Source organism: Halobacillus andaensis (assembly GCF_014636475.1).
Lineage (GTDB): Bacteria > Bacillota > Bacilli > Bacillales > Halobacillaceae > Halobacillus_A > Halobacillus_A andaensis.
The window spans coordinates 145,965-164,494 of sequence record NZ_BMEL01000003.1; the positions used below are offsets into that span (position 1 = coordinate 145,965).

Below are 18,530 nucleotides of genomic sequence, written 5' to 3' on the forward strand. Positions count from 1 at the left end.
TCGCAGCCGTTACACCTTCAGATACTCGGACTGTTGTTGAAATCCTAAATATTGCACGGCATTTTTATAAGAGATTCCTTTAATAATCGGCTCAAGCAACTCATCATCATTTGGAACTTCACCATTGTTCACCCATGTAGCGATCAAATCACACAAGATTCTTCTAAAGTACTCGTGTCTCGTATAGGATAGGAAGCTTCGGGAATCCGTCAACATTCCAATAAACTGGCTGAGCAGGCCCATATCTGCAAGCGTTTTCATTTGTGCCAGCATACCTTCTTTCGTATCGTTAAACCACCACGCTGTACCAAACTGCATTTTCCCTGGAACGCCGCCTTCTTGAAAGCTCCCTGCAATTGTCGCAAGTACTGGATTATCTTTAGGATTTAAAGAGTAAAGAACGGTTTTGGGCAATGCATCCTCCTGGTCGAGCGCATTCAGCAACTGACAAAGCGGCTGTGCAATTTGTCCGTCATTCATACTGTCATACCCTGTATCAGGTCCTAATTTATGAAACATCTTCGTATTATTGTTTCGCTGTGCGCTAATGTGGTACTGCATCACCCAGCCAAGTTCCGCATAAATGTGACCTAAAAAGGTTAATGTAAACGATTTATATTTTGCTTCTTCTAATTGGCTGACCTTTTCACCACTTTTCGCTTTTTTGAAAATCTTAGAAACTTCCTCCATCGTCGCTGCTTCGTAGACCACTTCATCTAAAGCGTGGTCAGAAACTCTTCCCCCGACCTCGTGGAAGTACTTAGCCCGTGCATCGAGAGCAGCAAGAAAGTCTTCATAGCTATTAATGGAAACACTTGAAGCCTCCTCTAGTTTCTCGACCCAGCTCAGGTAGCCTTCTCGGTTAATTTCAAGCCCTTTATCTGGACGGAAACTAGGCAGCACGTGCGTTTCAAAATCACTGTTTTTAAGCTGCTTGTGATATTCCAACGTATCGACTGGATCATCTGTCGTACAGATTACTTTTACATTTGAAGCTTTAATTAAGTCACGAACACCGAAATCTTCTTTGTTTAACTGCTCATTCACGCGCTCCCAAATCTCTGGTGCTGTATCTTCGTTCAGCGCGATATAAATATTAAAATATCGCTGCAATTCCAAGTGTGTCCACGTGTAAACAGGGTTCCCAATCGACATTGGTACCGTCCGAGCCCATGCCAGAAACTTCTCATAAGGATCAGCATCGCCCGTAATCAGATTCTCATCAATACCATTGGCTCTCATTAACCTCCACTTGTAGTGGTCGCCATCCAGCCAAATATCCGTAATCGTTTTATACGCTTTATTTTCATAAATTTCTTTAGGGCTAAGGTGGCAGTGATAATCAATAATCGGCATATCCTTCGCATAATTGTTGTACAATCGTTCAGCCGTTTCACTGTTTAATAGAAATGTTTCATCCATAAAATTTTTCATCGTATCCCATCCTTTTACTTTTGATTTTCAACTGGTAACACGTTTTCAAGCATTTGCTGAGTCGCTGCTTTCGCCCCTTGTCGATCAATGCTCTTAAAATATTCAAAGACGCATTCAGTAAGATGCGATAAATCTCGCTCCCAAAGCTTTTGAATACTCAATAGTCTTGCGACGTCTTCCTCGGTGTGTTGATCTTTTCTCCAAAAATCAATGAATGTTTCTAGAACAACTTCATTATCGCGGACTTTATATTGTCTGCCTTCGTGTAGTCCCATAAAATGCCCCTCGTGAATGGAGTAAGGCTTGTAGTAGTGAATTAAAGAAGCAAGAGAAAAGCTAATTGTTGATGGAACATTACCTTGCTGATTCAATAATGGAAAAACACGGCTCTTTAATTTTTGTACGGCATTTAATCCTAGATCAGCCAGCTGGTGCTTAACGAAAGGATTTTGAAATCTTTCAATAACGGAATCAGCAAAGGACTCTTTCTCTTTTCGGTTGAATGAAAGGTGGGGCAGTATATCCTCGTAGATCACTCGACGAACATAGGAAGAAACCACTTCATCCTCCATCACTTCCCTCACCGTATTCAGTCCCGAAATGAATCCTACGCTAAATAGAAGTGTGTGAGGGGCATTCAGTAAGCTTACCTTTAAATCACGGTACGGTTTTACTTGATCCCACTTCACATTCAGCCCGGCTTTTTGAAATGGAAGTTTCTTCTCTAAAGGTTGTCCTGATTCGATAACGAAAAGGTGAAAGGGTTCTCCAACGGCCATTAGCGTGTCTTTATAACCTAATTTTTGCTCCCAGTCCCCCACTGTATCTTTTGGGTAGCCAGGGACGATTCGGTCAACGAGCGTATTGCAAAAGGTATTATCATTTTCCACCCATTCACAGAAAGCTGCCGGCAGCTCCCATTCTTTTGCTAAACGAAGAACAATCGATTGAAGAAGGTTTCCATTATTTTCGACGAGCTCACATGGAATGATTGTAAACCCGGACTCCGGGTCTCCATTTCGATAAGTAAAACGACGGTAAAGTAAAGCCGTTAATTTCCCGGGAAAAGATAGAGGGGATTCTGTTTCAGGGAAGGCTTCTTCCATATAAACAAGACCCGCTTCTGTTGTATTTGAAAAAATAAACTCAATGTATTCTGATTCAGCTAGCTTTAACAACTCTTCCAAATCTTCGTATGGATTAATGCTCCTTGAAATGGAGGAGTTTATTTCAATGTCCTGCTTCTCCTCCCCATCTTCAATTCCTTGAAGAATGGTTGTGAAAAGTCCGTCCTGCTTATTAAGCTTTGGCACGACCTTGCCATGAGGGGTCGGCTGAATAGCAACGGTTCTTCCATTAAACAAGTCTTGCTTATTCATCTGCTGCAGCATCCAATTAATATAGGCACGAAGGAAATTCCCTTCTCCAAACTGGATCGCACGTTCAGGCAGTTGTTTATTGATTAAGGTTTGATCTGTTTGATTGATGTTTGGCAGGTCGGAAACATTAGCTTTATTTAATGAAGGCATGAATGTCATCACACTCCTTATGCTTAAAAATAACAACGTTGTTATTTTAGATTAAAAAAATATTTATTGGGGAAAAGAGGGAATGTAACAACGTTGTTATTTATAAGTTTATGTAGTTCACCTGTAAATGTCAATGGTAAATCTTAATTATATCTGAAAATTCAAAAACTCATAAGTAATGAAAAAGCACCTCTTCCTTTGTCAGGAAAAGGTGCTTTCGTTTATGACATCCATTTAGGAGGCGTGTTTTTATCCCAGTAAATTTCACCAATCGAATGATGTTCTTCAAACTGGTCTTCATTCAAGTGATAATGAAAATTAAACCAATACCCTTCGCCCGGGCGATTGTCACGTCTTACATCGAAACGAGCAACCTCTTCTTTCGTACGAACATCATAAATCGTAAAAATCTTTTCTCCATATCCTGCCGTCAATTCCTCTGTAATTTCATAATAAGGAACTTCCTCTTCCCCGGCATCACTTACGATCATTTCTATAGCAGTTTCCACTTTAGGGAAAATATCTTTTTCAAAGTCATCTTCTACTTTATTTAATATTTTAGGACCCATTTTTGAAATCATCTGGTCTTTTGCCTGTTCTGTTATAGTATGTACATAATCGTCAGGTGCCTGAATCGATTCAACAGCTTCAGGCTCCACTGCCTCTTGCGTCGTAAAATTCAACCCAGCTTGATCTTCTTTCGAAGAAACCTCTTTCTTCTCAGAAGCATTCATCTCCACGTCTGTAGGAGGAATGTATAAACCTAGAGTCATGATAGCGATTAAGACAACGAATATTTTTCTAATCCAAAGTTTCATAGAAATAGCTCCCTTACAGGTACTCTATTTAAATTCTACCACTTTTATGGAAGATGTCTATCCTTCGTTTAGAAAAAATGAAATCGATTTCAATAAGAGCAGAGCATCCATGCGTAAATGGATGCTTAGTCAGGATGATCAATTCTTGGCTTTGCAGGGTCACATGCCGGATATTCTCCTTGGGTAGATTCAGCAAGCTTATATAAATAATAGCATTCTTCCCTCGCCATATGATCTGCCATTAAAGCTGAGAATGTACTTAATACCTCTTCGGATAATTCCATCTCTTCAAGTTCATGTAAGAACCCCATAAACAATTGCATCTCCACTTCTACGTCATTGTTAAATCTCGCTAAAGCTGGGAAACTCTCAAGGTTAGTGCGCAAATAGCCCGTTAACTCAACCGCTTTTAAATAAAACTGTTCAAAGTGTGTCGCAAATTCATCACTTTTTTTCTTTAAGCGCTTCTCTACTCCATCCAATTCGTCATTAATGGCACCGGCATGACCGCTGGCATCCAACAACCACAGCATATGGTGATGCAATTCATGAAAAACCGGCGGCACCTCCCCTCTAGCTAAATAGTCTATGACTAATAAATACTCTTCTATCTCATTCACCATATGATTAATAAAAGTAGGAGATAAATGAATACGAATGGTACCTTGTAATTGTCTCTCTAAGAGTGACAATTTAAATAGCTTGAACTGATGAACGACATCTTTTACATTCCTCGTAAACCGTAGTATATCGCTTGCATCTTCACTTTTCACCATATTTAAGTAATCATTAAATGTCTTCGCGTAGTTCTTCGCCTGGTGAATCGCTTCCCGTTCATCAGGATACAAAGAGTCCCTAATAAACCTTGCATGGTCCCCTAATACCTGCAGCCAAAAAGAATGCTCAAATGCAGCACTTTCCTCATAATTTTTCATGAAATTCACCCCTGTTATAAGCTACACACTTTACTAATATATGTAGAAAGGCAAGGGGCTTATAACAAAAAAACCCTTGCATTGGCTGCAAAGGGTTAGTCTTTATATCATTCATTTATGTTCTTTGTCGTTAATCATTTGCTTTAACTCATTCAACTCTTTCATTATTTTACGTGTGTCCTCACTCTCTTGCTCAGAATGTTCAGAGAGCTTTTGGGCATTATTTACGATTTCACCAACAATTAAATTTAAAATGATGAACGTTGAAATAATAATAAACGACACAAAATAAAGCCACGACCACGCCACTTCAGCGAAAACCGGACGAAAGATCCCACTCGCCCAGCTTTCTAAAGTGAAAACCTGAAATAAAGTTAACGTACTTAAACCAACACTGCCAAAATACTCAGGAGCCAACTCCCTAAAAAAGTTTGTTCCAATAATGGCATACACATAAAAGATAATCCCCATCAAAATCGTGACAGAGCCAATGGCAGGAACAGCCAGGAATAGAGCTGCGGTCAGCCTGCGCAACGAAGGCACAATGGAGATCGTTCGAAGGACCCTCAGCACTCGTAGAATCCGTAACACACTTACTAAGTGAGTATTATATAAAACTAAACTTCCCGCTACAATAACAAAGTCAAATATGTTCCACCCATCTTTAAAGAAGTGCTGGCGATACACGTAGAGCTTCAAGACAATTTCGATTGTGAAAATGGCCAGGATAAATACATCCAGCCCTAAAAAAATAGTTTCATAGTTTTCGTATAAAGAAAGATTAGTGCCTAATCCGATAAGCACAGCATTAATCAATATAATGGCTAAAATGAACCTTGAAAACAAGGGGTGTTCAATAAAACTTTGCAGCTTCAACTTCTTTCCCTCTTTCTATCGACTGTTTTGAGTAAAGCTTATTATAAGTAACAATTAACGCACACAACCACATAATTATTGAGAGCTTTACTCATAGTAAAAACCCCTGCATTGCGCAAGGGGTTTCGATTAATTCCTATAAACCATCATAACACAGATACTTACCGGATTCGTATCGATTCATTCATGGAACTCATCATACCTGACTGATTAGAAGCGTTGAGTTTTTAATTAAAGAAATTTTCCATCTCAAAATGTTCTGTTAAAGGGAGAACTCTACCTTCTCGATCCCAATCCTGATATTCATTTAAAATCCAATCTACATCGTTATTCGCTCGAACTTCTACCAGGAATTCAACGGCAAGGTAACTTCGCCAATAATCGAACATTTTATTGATTAAGTCATTCCCTTGATAAGCACCTCTACCGAACTCTTCTAAAGAGTGGGTGCCATATTGCTCCTTGTAAACTTCCACTAATTCCAATTCAATCGTTGTTATTTCTTTAAACTCCTCTTCACTTAAGACTAATTTCCTCGATAAATACTCACACATTCCTTCTTCGAACCAACTATTGTCCACTTTTTCAACTTTATCTTTATCCACGAATACATTTGAATACCTGGTTAACTGATGAGCCAATATCGTAAATAAATAGTCCTCGGAACAATTCTCATAAAAACTTTTAATTTCAGGAATGTTGTGTTCCTCTATTTGGTTGATTAGTAACTTTCGCCACGCAGGTAAATCAGGTGAAACATAAATGACATCCCTATTCGTATAGGCCGGGACTGGAAGATCAGAAAATACAGTGGTCGCTATATCTTCTGATGTCCAAACAACTCCTTTTGGTAAATTGGTTAAGGAATATTTATCTTCCAAAATGTGTTGGTACTCTTCTAATTTCCCGCTAAACCTTTCAATTACATCTCGGTACTTGCCATATTCTTCTTTTGTTTCAAAAGCATAGATTTGCTTCATTTGAGAAGTCCTCCTTATGAAAACCGAAAAACCTTACCACCTGTATTTATTAAATCAGTCGATTCGTCCAAAACAGAACGACTTACTTGTTTCAGCCCAACAAAAAAGACGCTCCCCATCTTCCCGAAAGCGTCCATTGATATCAAAACTGGCAGCTCAATCCTTGAACTACGCTTCTATTTACATACGACTATATTTTTTAAAACTCCTGTCACTTCTATGCTAATAAACTTCAGCGAATAGTATGACTATAACTTTAATTGTATCACAGTTTATCTATTAACCCCATGATAAGACTTACAGGTTTAGGTAATTCTCTCTGTGCGGGAATCACCACAAACTTTTCTCCTAGGGTCAGGTCTCTTCACAATACTAGGATGCTGTACCTAAAGTTTCTTTACGGTGCAAAAAAAGTTTCCACCATATATACGTCTTATCTCCCTAGGTCTGCCGACTGAAAGGATGGAGCACTCTACTCAAAATTTTAAATAAGTTAATCTTTTTACTCGTAATCAAGTCAGCCACCAATGCATGGTCTAATGACTTATTGAGACGGTCCAATTGTTTGTTATCCATTTTTTCGATCGCTCTGCGAAGGGTAAGAGAGTCATGATAAGACTGATACAAAGGCTGAACAAGTTTCTCATAGCTACCTATCCCAGCGATGTCATGAGCCGCATAAATTCCCGTCAGCATCGATTCGAATTGTCCAAAACCAAAAACAGGCTTAATCGCTCCCCAACAATTCCCAACAAAAAATGTATTCCCAATCCTTGCAGTCTTTGTAGTTCCTATTCGATAATCTTCAAGAGAATAGTCATTAATAATTTTAAAATCCTGATCCAGCCTTCTTGAGCATTCAGCTAAAAACTTTCCCCACAATTGCTCTTTGTCCAGCCCTTCATTTTCTGGATACTGAGGGTACACTAATACAATTGTCGCTTCTTGATCAGAATGGGGAAGTATATACCCCATTCCTTTTGGAGCATAATCGTTGTTAAAAAAAACATGGACTTCGGTCTTATCAAAATCCCCCTCAATGACTGCCCCTCTAAAACTAGCCTTGAAAGCTACATCATACGGCTGTAACTTCTTCGTATCCAACGCGTCTCCCGTAGCCATAACCACATGAGTGTAACCTTTGGAAATCTCATCATAACTAGCATTCTGATTATATGTTATGCTGCCTTTAAGCTGGCTGGCAAGCTGCTTCTCATAAGATTCAGGATGCTTCCCCCTCATATTAGTAAAGCCTAAGTGTCCTTCAAGGCAAGAAGTTTCTTTCTCTGAATAAACGTACAGTTTTTGAATGTTACTTGAGGGTTTAAGGTGAATATCGTGATTTTCAGACAGAAATTTAACCGCATCATCAAACGGTGTATGAAACATGGAAAACATCGCCTCTGCAATGACAAAACGATCTCCGACCATACTCCGCTTTTCATAAATATCCGCTTCATATCCGTATTTTTCCAAAGTCAGAGCACAAGCAAGTCCTGATAGCCCTGCACCCATGATCGCTATGTTCACATGTACACCCCGCCTCTTGTTTAGATTGGGTTTAGTATGGTGCTTAGCGATAAGGTCTATACACATAATAATACCAGCAAATTCCACTGATGTTTTATGTTGAGCGAGACAGGTAGTAAAAAAAGACATAAGAAAAACCCTTGCGCCGCAAGGGTTTTATTAGTGGAGCATAGCGGGCTCGAACCGCTGACCTCTACACTGCCAGAGTGAGTTAATACATATGACTATAACAGTTTCGACTTATTATTGTTGATATAACAGTAACTACTTTATTATCTCGTCTGCTTCATTTTATATTATTGGGGACGAAATGTGTGAAATCGTCCCCATGTCGTCCCCAATAGTCTCCATTCATTTTTATTACCACAACTATCTCTTAATATGTCCTTCTCTAATATCCTGGTTGTTCTTTTACAGAAGTTTCCTTTTAGGGTGTAAGAAATGTAAGGATGATTAAGTTTAACAGCCGATCCCCATAACTACGCGCGTATGTAATTCAACATTCTTCAACAGCCTATAAAACTAATTCATTGCTCACATTTGCAACTATTAAGGGGACAGCGCCAGAGTCACTATATATAATTTCACTCTCACATTTTCCAACATTTCTAATTGTATGGTAATAATCGTACAAGTAATATTCTCGCATTGAATTTCAGTATTCATGTAAGGATCTAACAGTTTTACTCGTAATTAACCTTCTTCATTCTCAAAGTAGATATTTTATCCTTATCAATTTTCCTTGCAATATCCCTTATATCTCCTAAATTTATGAACACATCATTTTCTTCTATACTCTTAAGAACCACTCTAAATTCTTTTTGAAATTCAAAAGACTTTCTTTTATAGAATAAAGCATCTGCTGGATCTTTTTCATAGTCCTCTAAAGCAAGAGGATGAGGTTCTTTCCGTTCATCATAGTAATGAACTAACCCCCTTTTCATAGAAAAACCAGCATCCTTTATAGCTTTATCAAGACGCTCAGCAAATTGAGATGGATTTATAAAAATTACATCTTTGTCACCAAACTGTTTTTCTAGTTCATCAACTATTTCAGGTTTGATTTTTCTGAACCCATTTTCCTCATAAAAGTCATTCTCCATTGTTAAGTAAACAAAGCAACATATAGGTATACCTCTAATTCCTTCATAGCTTCTAAAAAATGCTCCAGAACTTACCATTAAAGGCGGTATTTTCTCACCATTTTCAGTTTCTATTAATATCATACTATTGTCACCCATTTTATCACTCCAAGAACCTTCTCTTGAATCTCCAATTCCTTTATTGTTTTCTTTTTTTTCCAAATCTATAAAATATCCACTACGACAAAAGAATAACTCTCCATCTAAAGTAGATTCAGTAAACTGGCTATCTACAAATTTTAAAATTATACCTACACTCATTTAATTCCTCCTCTTAATAGTGACAACACCTTAATTATACCAATACTCTCCTTCCTACAAAATTAAGCATAAGAATGTTAGCTTTTGTTAGCATCAAACATTATTAAATGAGTGCAAAACGCTCCTTTTGCTGCACCCTTTTTAGGAGCGTTTTAAAGTCACAACTCTTGTAATGAAGCCACTTTAATCAAGTATTCGGGTTGTTTTGTGTTTGTTTCGTTTGTTTTGTAAATACACGGAAAGTACTCCATTACATTTATCCAAATAAAAAGAGGGGGTGTTTTGAAACACCTCCCATCCCCTCGTTATATTTACTTAATAATACGAGCATTCCTTGCCATTTCTAAGCGGCTTTTTGGTTTTTCTTTAACCTCATCCTTTACTTCATTGATAGCTTTAATGACTTCCTTATTATTTTTTGTTTCCTCATTAGCTTCATTCAGGGAAGTACGTATTACCTCTAAGGTCTTATCATCAAGATAGCTTTCTTTTAGGATTTGTTGGATTACATTATCTACGTCAATACTCATTATTAAACCTCTCCTTTAGCGATACTGTTAAAGCTGTTTGCTGTTATAGCAAGATCATTGATATGCAATTTTAATTCCCCACCATGAAAGTAGCGATCTAACACTGCTCTAACTTGATGGCCGCCATATTTATTAAGCTCGGATTTATCCCAATCAATCATGTTGAAAATACCTTCATATTTCCTTATTTCACTTTCATAATCACTCTTTAAATCATAGAGTTTTAATACTTTTTGAGCGTATTCTTGTCGATCTGCTTGCAGTTCTTTTACAAAATCATCTATTAACAGTTGATGTTTATTCAAGATGGCAGGAGCCTGCTTTACTACCTCCCCAGCTTTCTCTCTTATAACATTCGAATTAACCTCTTTAACTGTAGAAAGCTTATACCTATTTGCTTCTAGACTTTCTTCCAGCTCTTTTATCTGAGGATATAAATTATCCGCTTTATTATCATCTCCATCAGAAACTAATTGCTTGTATTGCTCTCTCATTATAGGTAAGTGCTTTTCCCCATCTTTAATTTTCTTCTCTAACTCCTCTATCCGATCTTTACCATTTTTCTTAAATTTATAGAATTCCTGAACTGTTGTCATTTATGCTTCATCCCCCTGTTATTGGTATCATTCACCTGTAGTAATAACGTTTGAACTTCTCGATCTGACAATTTACTTGTATCAATATAACGCTCTAGATCTTCTCTTGTATTCACCCTCTGCACCCCTAGCACGCCATGATAAAATGATACATTCTCAATACATGCTTCCTTCCCTTCAATAATCCAAATGGCTAACTGATCCGTTCGCATTCCGTTATACTGGATTCCCTCATCATCTATATATTGTGAACGAATCCCTCTCTCATACGATCCAGTATTCAAGTAATGCAGCTGCAATAAATTAAATCCAATTTTCCTTTCTATAATATTGTAACCATAGTATTTCAGGTATTCATTAGGTGCTATTACATAACTCATATTTTCTCCAATAAAACCACCCCCATATATTCTTTTAATGGAGAAGAATCTTCCTGGACTGAGATTATGAATCTATGTCAAAATATTGCTTCGTTCCTCAATTTCTTCATATACAGCCGTCCTCACATCACTTAATAACCCTTGTGGTTCTGTATCACTGAATTTAGTAGTTAAGTCTTTTAAAGTCTCTGCTGATAAACTACTTAACAATTCACTCCACACGTCCATAGCTCCCTTTCCTGAACATTCAACATCGTAGCAATTAGTAGCATTTATCAAGCTAATTATGAGATTCTCCCAGGCTTGTGAGGTATCTTGATCCATTACTAATCCTCCTTAATAAATAAACCATGCTTTTCAAATAGCTCTTCCATTAGTAAAATTACGTCTTGTGGAATCTTTCGTGCACCTGATTCATACTTAGATATGCATTCTCTTGAAAGAGGCACTTTCATAGAAAGGTTAAGCTGCGTCCATCCTTTAGCTTTCCTAGCGAGTGCTATTTGCTCCCCCGTCATAATTAAATCCCCCTTTTTTCCTCAATAAAGTTTATATATTTTGCCGTTCGACCTAGTACATTCTGAAAGTTGTCTTTTTCTGCTATGATCTTTACATGGGTAGCTGTTTTTGTCCCTCTTTGATATGATTCACGCCATGCTGTCCATTCATTGTCTGTACGCTCCATATAAGCCGTGCTGAATGGACTCACTGTCCAGGTATATAATTCTCCAGATATTGCTACGATCATGCCTAGCTGCTTTACCTGCTCGTCATACTTAAATAATTCTAAAATGTCTGCCTTATGAGCTCTAACTTTATTAATGAGGTGGGGATTCAGCCGTTCTCCTTCTAAAATTTTTAACTTTCCTTGAAGCGGCCATAATTCACATCCTGACTTATGGACTTCTTGAATAATTTGGTGAGCTACGCTCATATCTCCACATCCTTATAGGCATTTTTAGAAAGACTACCTTTATGACTGTTAAATGTGTCACCACCGTCACTATCCCTTCTATGACTAGGTTCATTGATGACGGTTGGATTATTCACTATGTCACCCCTATTTTTAGAGCTGTCATCTTCATCTGTATTTATTAGATTTTCTATACGAATTAACCCTCTATGTTTTTTCGTTCTTGGAAGTTCAGTAATTATAATTCCTTTAGTTTTTAATCCTGGGGCTATTCGTCTTAACCATTCTTTTAACTTGTTAACTGATGGCCAAGCTTTACTCTTCTTAACTCGTTCATCCCCTGCATAATTAGAAAGATTTGCTAAAGTTTCAGATGAAGTAGCTTCCCAGACTGATCTATACTCCATAAACTCCAATACAGCCACAGCAAGAGGATTACTCTCCAATCCTTGTTCAATTGCATCACTACGGTTTCGGTTATAAACGTCCATGAATTCCCCTTTATACCAACCCAACGTTCGTTCTGCAGCGGTTGCCCATAATGCAAAGTCCGCTAATCGAGGCTTGCTATCTAAATAAGTGTTGCTAATCTCACTTAGAGCTCCACTGATAGCATCCAAAAGAGCTCCCATGATCTGAGGTTTTACTTGTTCAAAACTCGCCCAAAAGGTCTTTTCATCACTTCTCTCATCTTCGGGAATAGAAGGAAGAAATAAAACAATCGAACGGTCTAATAAATCCTGTCTCTTTGCTATATCGTCAATACCATTGAGTATGGTGGGACGCATGACATTAAAAGTAGCTTCTTCATCATCTGTATATAGCTTCCTTGTAGCCAATCCACCTCCTGTGGATATCTTGCATAAGCCATCACTCAGTACATTGGAAACGCCACTTAAATTATCAAAAGCTAATACCCATGTACTATTTGCAGCTAAAGACAATTCTTTTTCATCTTTAGGTAAAGTACGTAACGGCATCTCTGAAGGGTCAATTAATGCCCTTAATGCTTTAGTAGTTGTACTCTTCGCGCTTCCTTGCTCACCTTGAACAGTAAGAATTGGGTAAGGAGAGTTAGGGCGAATAGAGGCTAACAGCCAAGCTGTTATCATTTTCCATTGCGTATCATCTTTGTAATTCAAGAAGGGTTTTAAATCGTCAACTCTCCCTCCTTTTTGAGGTATTGGGAGAGGCCTCATGTTGTTTGTGCGTTTAAAGTAAACAGGGGGCTGATCTATTATATTCCATCCTCCTGAATGAACTTGAATAGCCTGCCAGTCCTTGTTACACAGATCAATGTAGATAGAGTCCTCATATTCAGCTACTCTTAAATGAACATCGTGCTCCTCACCTTCAAACAAGGCCTTACCTTCCAGAGCACTTAATGTATCCTCTACAGCCTGGCTGCCAGCTGCTTTCTTAAATTTGTCATAATACTTGTGCTGTAACCATCGTTTAAAATTCCGACTTCTCACTTTTCTAACTTCTTTATGGCCATGGACTGGGATAAGCGCATAAGCTTCATCATCAGGTGTATGAAAGAGCTCTATATGACTTGCCATTTCTAATAAGAGCTGTGATTGCGTTTTCTTTTCATTCTGTTCAGTAGATTTCTTTTCAGTGAGTTCCTGAAATTGCTCCATCAAGTCATTCATGGTGTTCATTTGCTTACCCCCTTCCTAGTCGATCGACTTCTTTTTTTAAAATCGACATGTAAGTTTTGTCCAGATCATCCTGAGACATAGGGGGATTATTTCGGTCATTCCACATAAGCATAATTTCGTAAGCCACACTCGCATCTAATCGTCTTCTTAGCAGATATCCAGCAAGAGAAGCAGCTGAATTATTTCTTTCTCCCTCTCCCACACCTTGGATTATGTGTGACCAATGGCTTGAAGGTTTTTTAATAGTTGATTTTGTTGTTTCTTGCAGTTCTTTTAGTAGCCATTCAGGCATATCGGATAATCGAACCTCTCCTGGTCGACTAGACAATTCCCATTCATACTGATTGCCACTTATATGATTGCTGGGAGCCAGGACAATATAGCCCCCGTCCCCTCTAATATCTATTCCTGGTTTTACATTGGCTCGATTCCCTAACTGACCAGGATAATTGAAAAGTATATGCTTCCCTTTACTTCCTGTGATTGCTTCAACGGTTTTAAAGTGGCCATACTCACTAATCCACTCATCTAATGAAGCTTCACCACCATGTCTAGGGTCAATATCTACAGCTATAAATCCACTTTTCTCTCCTGTAGCAGCTCCTATATTGCTGTTTGGCCACTTAGTAAACCAATTTTTTATAACACCTTCGTCTGTAGTCGCTTCCTTGACACCACTTTTAACTCTTGGATGCTTTCCTGGGCTTCCACAGTTCAAACGGCCACAAGTACATTGACCTTTTACAATAGAATGAAGCGGAAAAACAGACCAATGAAAAAACCTGGCATAAGCAATTGCGGATTCTAGCATTTTTGTTTTCTCAGTTTCATTTTTTGGTATAATAGGTTTAGACAATTTTATTAACCACCTTTCTACGCCTTTGTTTATCTAAGGCGTATTTTTTATGCTCTCTTCTTCTTTGGTGGTCAACCATCTTTCTATTGAATCCTTCTTAAATAAAAGCCTTGTTCCTACTCGGACATGTGGAACCTCTTTTTTCCTTACCATTGCATATACTAAATCTTTGGAAACACCTATATAATCTGCTACCTCTTGCGTGGTTAATGTTGTTTTCTCCATATTAAAAACCTCCCCAATTATTATTAAATGCTTTAAAACCTTCTATTTTGTTTAAAAAAACTTACACACTTTCCTATTTTAATTTCTGTATGACTAGGAACACTTTTTCTTTCTGATCTGGACTAAGTTCTTTGCGTAACAAACGACTGAAATTACCTTCATGTATTCCATAAGCTTCAGCAACTTGCCAATGTCTCAATCCAGCTTTACTAATTGCTTCTCTAATATCCTTATTCTTCATACAATCCCTCCTAAACTACATAAATAGACTTAAATCAATTTGTATTATGTTGTTATTGATGATACCTTTAACATAAATATAATAGACCTCTCTTTATATGTAAAGTAAAAAACGACATATTTTTTATTTTTAAACCCAAAAACATGTTGTTTTTATTTAAATTCAACATATTTAATTTGATTGTAGCGGGCTATATCCTAAAAGAACCAAAAAAATAATACTCTTCGGAAAGGAAAAACTACAATGCGAAAAAATTTTTTAAATGACTTCAAAACAAAACAAGAAGTTGTCGTTTTTGATGGCTACCATATTTACAAGGACGCAACTAAGATTAAGGGTCTTTCACTTGGTAATAATAATGGAGAGATGATAGGGAGATTATTGGAAAAAAGAGGTATTGAAAAAGACTTCAAAGAATTATCACTAGATTTAACTTTTAATTCACTAAGATCTGATTTAGAGCTATGGGCTAATTATTTGGAATTACCTTTGGAAGAGTTAGAAGTTAAACTGTTTGATAGAACGCTTAGTTATGAGGAGTTGATTACAAAAGATCCGTTAATTATTGGAATTAATGAGAAAAGCACTTCTCAGACTAAAAATTACAAATTTGAAACCGCAAAATCACTTTATACTGAATTAGCTAAGTTAACTCCGTTTGACTTCAAAAGTTTGATTAAGTTCTCAAAGGTTTTTGGCCTTCCTTATGGTCTTCAGGAAGATATTCTGGAACAGCACTCTTCCCCGGACATTAACGTACAAATACCATTTACTGATATTTACTATCTATTTTATGAATTAACTATATATAGGTACTACTTTTCGTTATTTGAAGCCATTATCTTCGAAGACACTAATAAAATAAAAAGTTTGCTAGAAAGACACCATAATATTATTGCCCAAATGTCTAATACAACAATTGATAACATTACAACAGCTTTTTCAATTGCTATTGAACATGATGATTCTTTGATTTATTCTGCTAAAGAATTGTTAACTGAACATTTCCACAATAACCATAGAGCTTTGCAAATTCTCCCTGATTTTGAAGATGGTAAAATTATTCCTAAAATATTTTTCAAAGATCTTTTTGAGTACGCATACTTTCAAATGTTAAATGCTTTGATGAATAATTCAGAATTAAGAAAGTGTGAATATTGCAATCATGTATTTGAAGTTGACTTTGAAGGGCGTCGCTTTTGTCCACCACTGCCGTTTAGAAAAAGAAGTAGCTGCGAGATGGCTTACAACCGAATGAAAAAGAAGCAAAAAAAAGGAGATAGTTAACCATGGCGGGTAGTATAGAGAAGCGTGGTAACAATTCTTGGCGGTTAATTTATAGCATGGGATATGACCAAGCAGGAAAGCGGGTTAAGAAAACAAGAACTGTAAAAGCCAAGAATAAAACTGAGGCTAAAAAGCTGCTTGCTGAATTCGTTACAGAAATAGAAGCTGGAGCATATATTGATCCATCAAAAATGAAGTTTGAATCGTTTGTTTCTGAATGGAAAGAGAAGTATGCAAAGAAACACTTAGCACCGAAAACGATTGAAACTTATAGTTATCCATTAAGAAACTATCTGATACCTACATTTGGCCAACTAAAACTAGATGAAATTAAACCAATTCGTATTATTAATTACTTGGACTCGTTAGGACATGATGGTGTTCGGAAAGACGGAAAAGAGGGCGGCTTGGCTTCCACCAGTATTTTATACCATTATCGAATTCTTGAAGATATATTTAATAGAGCCGCGGAATGGAAACTGATTAAAGAAAGTCCAGTTAAAACAGTAAAGCGGCCAAAAATAGAAAGCAAAAAAACGGAGGTTTATACTCAAGATGAAGTACAACAATTATTTAGTATGCTTGAAAACCAACCTATTCACCAAAGTTTAATAATTAAATTGGCCATTACTACTGGGTTAAGACGAGGAGAGCTCCTGGGGCTTCAATGGGAGGATATTGACTTTGATAAGCGTACAATTGAGGTGAATCACACATTGCAGCATATTAAGGAAGAAGGGTTTCAATTAAGAAAGCCGAAAACAAAGAGTTCTTTACGTACAGTAGTTGCCCCTATTCATCTCATTGAGGAATTAAAAGAATATAAGCATGTGAAAAATAAAGAACGTCTACAAGTTGCAGAACATTGGGAAGGCGGTAATCATAGCTTTGTTTTCTCTACTTGGAATGGAAAGCCCCTCTACCCTACTGTGCCAGGCACTTGGTGGAGAAGATTTATTAAACGAACAGGATTCAAACATATTCGCTTTCACGATCTACGCCACACAGCTGCTACTTTACTAATCAATCAGGGAGTTCATGCAAAGGTCATTTCTGAGCGTCTAGGCCATGCAGACATTAAAACCACCATGAATATTTATGGCCACTATGTACGGCAAGCAGATGAAGAAGCAGCAGATAAACTAAATAGCTTATTCCAACCCTCGCCTAATAGTATTCATTGAAACATGGCTATACTTGAACAAAAAAAGGAGAAGGGAAGCATATAACCCTTCTCCTTTTTATAATGTTAATAATCCAGGTTACAGTTAATCAATACCCACATATACTTCGCTATCAGAGATTTCAGAAGGATATACATCCAATTTATTCCAAAAATCTGATATGAATTTAATTAAGTCATTTAAAACGTGGTTACCCCTCCATTTTTGAGGATAGGAATTAAAAAGTTCATTCATTATTCGATCAAGCTCATCAATTAAGGAAGCAAATTTACTATTTATTGCTTTTTCTTTGATAAGATCCAGCATTTCTCCTTTTCTTTCTTGGCTAATATTAAGTCCTTGTATATTTCCAACTACTGAAACAAGCACTCTTAAAAAGTACCTAGTTTTATATGTGAAGTATTCCATGAATTTTTCCATATCATTATCTACTTGAAATTGTTCTTTAAGACTTTCTGTCTCATCAATAATCCAATCACTTATTTCTTTTAAATGGGAGCTCTGAATATCTCCGTATGGATAACGTTGGGCTGCTTTTCTATAGGCATAATACTCTTGCCAAACCTTTAAGGATTCAATTGTTAATGTGGAATTTAAAATCCCATTATTTTGAATAGACTTAAAATCGATTACTTTATCAAGCACAAAATCATCACTAACATGGACAAGCTCGTGATAAAACACGTTTAAACACATTGCAGTCTCATCAGGAAATTCATTACTTACTGACGTTAAAGAGGTGAAGACTCCGAAAAACATTTCTGCTCTTATAAAAATTGCCAGTTTCTTATCATTTTCCACATCATAAGTAAGCACCATAGCTTGTCCTTCAGCTTTTTCGTTCTTTGTGTGACCTTCTCTCAAACCTTGAGCCCTTTGAAATTCATATAATTCAGTAGTATAGTCATTAGGAACATAGATGTGTTTTAACAATGATAAGTCGAAATTCTTTTCAGTCTGAGTCAAATTTTGAATATATTTAATGAAAAAATCGCTTATTTCATCTTTTATATCCTTATTCAAAGCGATTTCGTTTTCTCCTAAATTATAATTATCATGTAAGTGTATCTCCATTTTCTACCTACTCCCTCTCAACGGGAAATACCCAATAATTAAAAGCTTATAACAGTTTTTTATAAAACTCCTTCT

21 protein-coding genes are annotated in these 18,530 nt (G+C 37.0%); 2 read left to right on the top strand and 19 right to left on the bottom strand.

The features are described 5' to 3' along the window. Positions 1-9: 9 nt before the first annotated feature. The 18 genes from uxaC to IEV27_RS12085 all read right to left on the bottom strand — a co-directional run bounded on the left by uxaC (position 10) and on the right by IEV27_RS12085 (position 14,910). A complete protein-coding gene (gene uxaC / locus IEV27_RS12000; protein ID WP_188377741.1) occupies positions 10-1,434 on the bottom strand; it encodes a glucuronate isomerase in 1,425 nt (474 codons plus the stop codon). A 14-nt stretch (positions 1,435-1,448) separates the two neighbouring features. Then, entirely contained in the window at positions 1,449-2,963 is a 1,515-nt protein-coding gene (locus tag IEV27_RS12005; RefSeq protein WP_188377742.1) for a tagaturonate reductase, read from the bottom strand. Positions 2,964-3,184: 221 nt separating this feature from the next. Continuing rightward, a complete protein-coding gene (locus IEV27_RS12010; RefSeq protein ID WP_188377743.1) occupies positions 3,185-3,781 on the bottom strand; it encodes a YpjP family protein in 597 nt (198 codons plus the stop codon). 125 nt (positions 3,782-3,906) lie between these two features. Continuing rightward, positions 3,907-4,716 (bottom strand): DUF2935 domain-containing protein, encoded by an 810-nt coding sequence (locus tag IEV27_RS12015; RefSeq protein WP_188377744.1) that lies wholly within the window; start codon positions 4,714-4,716, stop codon positions 3,907-3,909. A gap of 111 nt (positions 4,717-4,827) precedes the next feature. Continuing rightward, entirely contained in the window at positions 4,828-5,592 is a 765-nt protein-coding gene (locus IEV27_RS12020; protein ID WP_188377745.1) for an ion transporter, read from the bottom strand. 227 nt (positions 5,593-5,819) lie between these two features. After that, positions 5,820-6,572, bottom strand: coding sequence for a hypothetical protein (locus IEV27_RS12025; RefSeq protein ID WP_188377746.1), 753 nt, complete (start codon positions 6,570-6,572; stop codon positions 5,820-5,822). Between the two features lie 441 nt (positions 6,573-7,013). Continuing rightward, positions 7,014-8,102, bottom strand: a complete 1,089-nt coding sequence (locus tag IEV27_RS12030; protein WP_188377747.1) for an NAD(P)/FAD-dependent oxidoreductase — start codon at positions 8,100-8,102, stop codon at positions 7,014-7,016. A gap of 683 nt (positions 8,103-8,785) precedes the next feature. Then, a complete protein-coding gene (locus tag IEV27_RS12035) occupies positions 8,786-9,505 on the bottom strand; it encodes an eS7 family ribosomal protein (protein WP_188377748.1) in 720 nt (239 codons plus the stop codon). Positions 9,506-9,816: 311 nt separating this feature from the next. Then, on the bottom strand, positions 9,817-10,035 hold the full coding sequence (locus IEV27_RS12040; RefSeq protein WP_188377749.1) for a hypothetical protein: 219 nt from the start codon (positions 10,033-10,035) through the stop codon (positions 9,817-9,819). A 2-nt stretch (positions 10,036-10,037) separates the two neighbouring features. After that, the gene (locus IEV27_RS12045; protein WP_188377750.1) at positions 10,038-10,631 is read right to left on the bottom strand and encodes a kinetochore Spc7 family protein; all 594 of its coding nucleotides are present in this window, start codon (positions 10,629-10,631) and stop codon (positions 10,038-10,040) included. Then, positions 10,628-11,011, bottom strand: coding sequence for a hypothetical protein (locus IEV27_RS12050; RefSeq protein WP_188377751.1), 384 nt, complete (start codon positions 11,009-11,011; stop codon positions 10,628-10,630). Before IEV27_RS12050 ends, IEV27_RS12045 begins: the two co-directional genes overlap by 4 nt. 72 nt (positions 11,012-11,083) lie before the next feature. After that, complete coding sequence (locus tag IEV27_RS12055; protein ID WP_188377752.1) at positions 11,084-11,335, bottom strand: hypothetical protein; 252 nt, start codon at positions 11,333-11,335, stop codon at positions 11,084-11,086. 2 nt (positions 11,336-11,337) lie between these two features. Next, on the bottom strand, positions 11,338-11,529 hold the full coding sequence (locus IEV27_RS12060) for a helix-turn-helix domain-containing protein (protein ID WP_188377753.1): 192 nt from the start codon (positions 11,527-11,529) through the stop codon (positions 11,338-11,340). A 2-nt stretch (positions 11,530-11,531) separates the two neighbouring features. Beyond that, entirely contained in the window at positions 11,532-11,945 is a 414-nt protein-coding gene (locus IEV27_RS12065; RefSeq protein WP_188377754.1) for a hypothetical protein, read from the bottom strand. Next, entirely contained in the window at positions 11,942-13,588 is a 1,647-nt protein-coding gene (locus IEV27_RS12070; RefSeq protein ID WP_188377755.1) for an AICE element replication initiation protein, read from the bottom strand. The genes IEV27_RS12065 and IEV27_RS12070 overlap by 4 nt, the downstream gene beginning before the upstream one ends. Positions 13,589-13,592: 4 nt before the next feature. After that, the gene (locus IEV27_RS12075; protein ID WP_209488431.1) at positions 13,593-14,444 is read right to left on the bottom strand and encodes a bifunctional DNA primase/polymerase; all 852 of its coding nucleotides are present in this window, start codon (positions 14,442-14,444) and stop codon (positions 13,593-13,595) included. Between the two features lie 33 nt (positions 14,445-14,477). After that, positions 14,478-14,669, bottom strand: a complete 192-nt coding sequence (locus IEV27_RS12080; RefSeq protein ID WP_188377756.1) for a helix-turn-helix domain-containing protein — start codon at positions 14,667-14,669, stop codon at positions 14,478-14,480. Between the two features lie 73 nt (positions 14,670-14,742). Then, on the bottom strand, positions 14,743-14,910 hold the full coding sequence (locus tag IEV27_RS12085) for a glutamine synthetase (protein ID WP_188377757.1): 168 nt from the start codon (positions 14,908-14,910) through the stop codon (positions 14,743-14,745). A gap of 243 nt (positions 14,911-15,153) precedes the next feature. On the opposite strand from IEV27_RS12085, the gene IEV27_RS12090 reads away from it, so the two are divergent. Further along, positions 15,154-16,197: a hypothetical protein gene (locus tag IEV27_RS12090; protein ID WP_188377758.1), complete on the top strand. Its 1,044-nt coding sequence runs from the start codon at positions 15,154-15,156 to the stop codon at positions 16,195-16,197. A 2-nt stretch (positions 16,198-16,199) separates the two neighbouring features. Then, positions 16,200-17,381 (top strand): tyrosine-type recombinase/integrase, encoded by a 1,182-nt coding sequence (locus tag IEV27_RS12095; RefSeq protein ID WP_188377759.1) that lies wholly within the window; start codon positions 16,200-16,202, stop codon positions 17,379-17,381. Between the two features lie 84 nt (positions 17,382-17,465). Here the strand turns inward: IEV27_RS12095 and IEV27_RS12100 are convergent, their stop codons facing one another. After that, positions 17,466-18,455, bottom strand: a complete 990-nt coding sequence (locus IEV27_RS12100; RefSeq protein ID WP_188377760.1) for a hypothetical protein — start codon at positions 18,453-18,455, stop codon at positions 17,466-17,468. Positions 18,456-18,530 lie beyond the last annotated feature (75 nt).

Coding starts and splice junctions, on each gene's coding strand:
- uxaC (WP_188377741.1), bottom strand. CDS start 1,434: ATGAAAAATTTTATGGATGAAACATTTCTATTAAACAGTGAAACGGCT.
- IEV27_RS12005 (WP_188377742.1), bottom strand. CDS start 2,963: ATGCCTTCATTAAATAAAGCTAATGTTTCCGACCTGCCAAACATCAAT.
- IEV27_RS12010 (WP_188377743.1), bottom strand. CDS start 3,781: ATGAAACTTTGGATTAGAAAAATATTCGTTGTCTTAATCGCTATCATG.
- IEV27_RS12015 (WP_188377744.1), bottom strand. CDS start 4,716: ATGAAAAATTATGAGGAAAGTGCTGCATTTGAGCATTCTTTTTGGCTG.
- IEV27_RS12025 (WP_188377746.1), bottom strand. CDS start 6,572: ATGAAGCAAATCTATGCTTTTGAAACAAAAGAAGAATATGGCAAGTAC.
- IEV27_RS12035 (WP_188377748.1), bottom strand. CDS start 9,505: ATGAGTGTAGGTATAATTTTAAAATTTGTAGATAGCCAGTTTACTGAA.
- IEV27_RS12040 (WP_188377749.1), bottom strand. CDS start 10,035: ATGAGTATTGACGTAGATAATGTAATCCAACAAATCCTAAAAGAAAGC.
- IEV27_RS12045 (WP_188377750.1), bottom strand. CDS start 10,631: ATGACAACAGTTCAGGAATTCTATAAATTTAAGAAAAATGGTAAAGAT.
- IEV27_RS12050 (WP_188377751.1), bottom strand. CDS start 11,011: ATGAGTTATGTAATAGCACCTAATGAATACCTGAAATACTATGGTTAC.
- IEV27_RS12055 (WP_188377752.1), bottom strand. CDS start 11,335: ATGGATCAAGATACCTCACAAGCCTGGGAGAATCTCATAATTAGCTTG.
- IEV27_RS12060 (WP_188377753.1), bottom strand. CDS start 11,529: ATGACGGGGGAGCAAATAGCACTCGCTAGGAAAGCTAAAGGATGGACG.
- IEV27_RS12065 (WP_188377754.1), bottom strand. CDS start 11,945: ATGAGCGTAGCTCACCAAATTATTCAAGAAGTCCATAAGTCAGGATGT.
- IEV27_RS12070 (WP_188377755.1), bottom strand. CDS start 13,588: ATGAACACCATGAATGACTTGATGGAGCAATTTCAGGAACTCACTGAA.
- IEV27_RS12080 (WP_188377756.1), bottom strand. CDS start 14,669: ATGGAGAAAACAACATTAACCACGCAAGAGGTAGCAGATTATATAGGT.
- IEV27_RS12085 (WP_188377757.1), bottom strand. CDS start 14,910: ATGAAGAATAAGGATATTAGAGAAGCAATTAGTAAAGCTGGATTGAGA.
- IEV27_RS12090 (WP_188377758.1), top strand. CDS start 15,154: ATGCGAAAAAATTTTTTAAATGACTTCAAAACAAAACAAGAAGTTGTC.
- IEV27_RS12095 (WP_188377759.1), top strand. CDS start 16,200: ATGGCGGGTAGTATAGAGAAGCGTGGTAACAATTCTTGGCGGTTAATT.
- IEV27_RS12100 (WP_188377760.1), bottom strand. CDS start 18,455: ATGGAGATACACTTACATGATAATTATAATTTAGGAGAAAACGAAATC.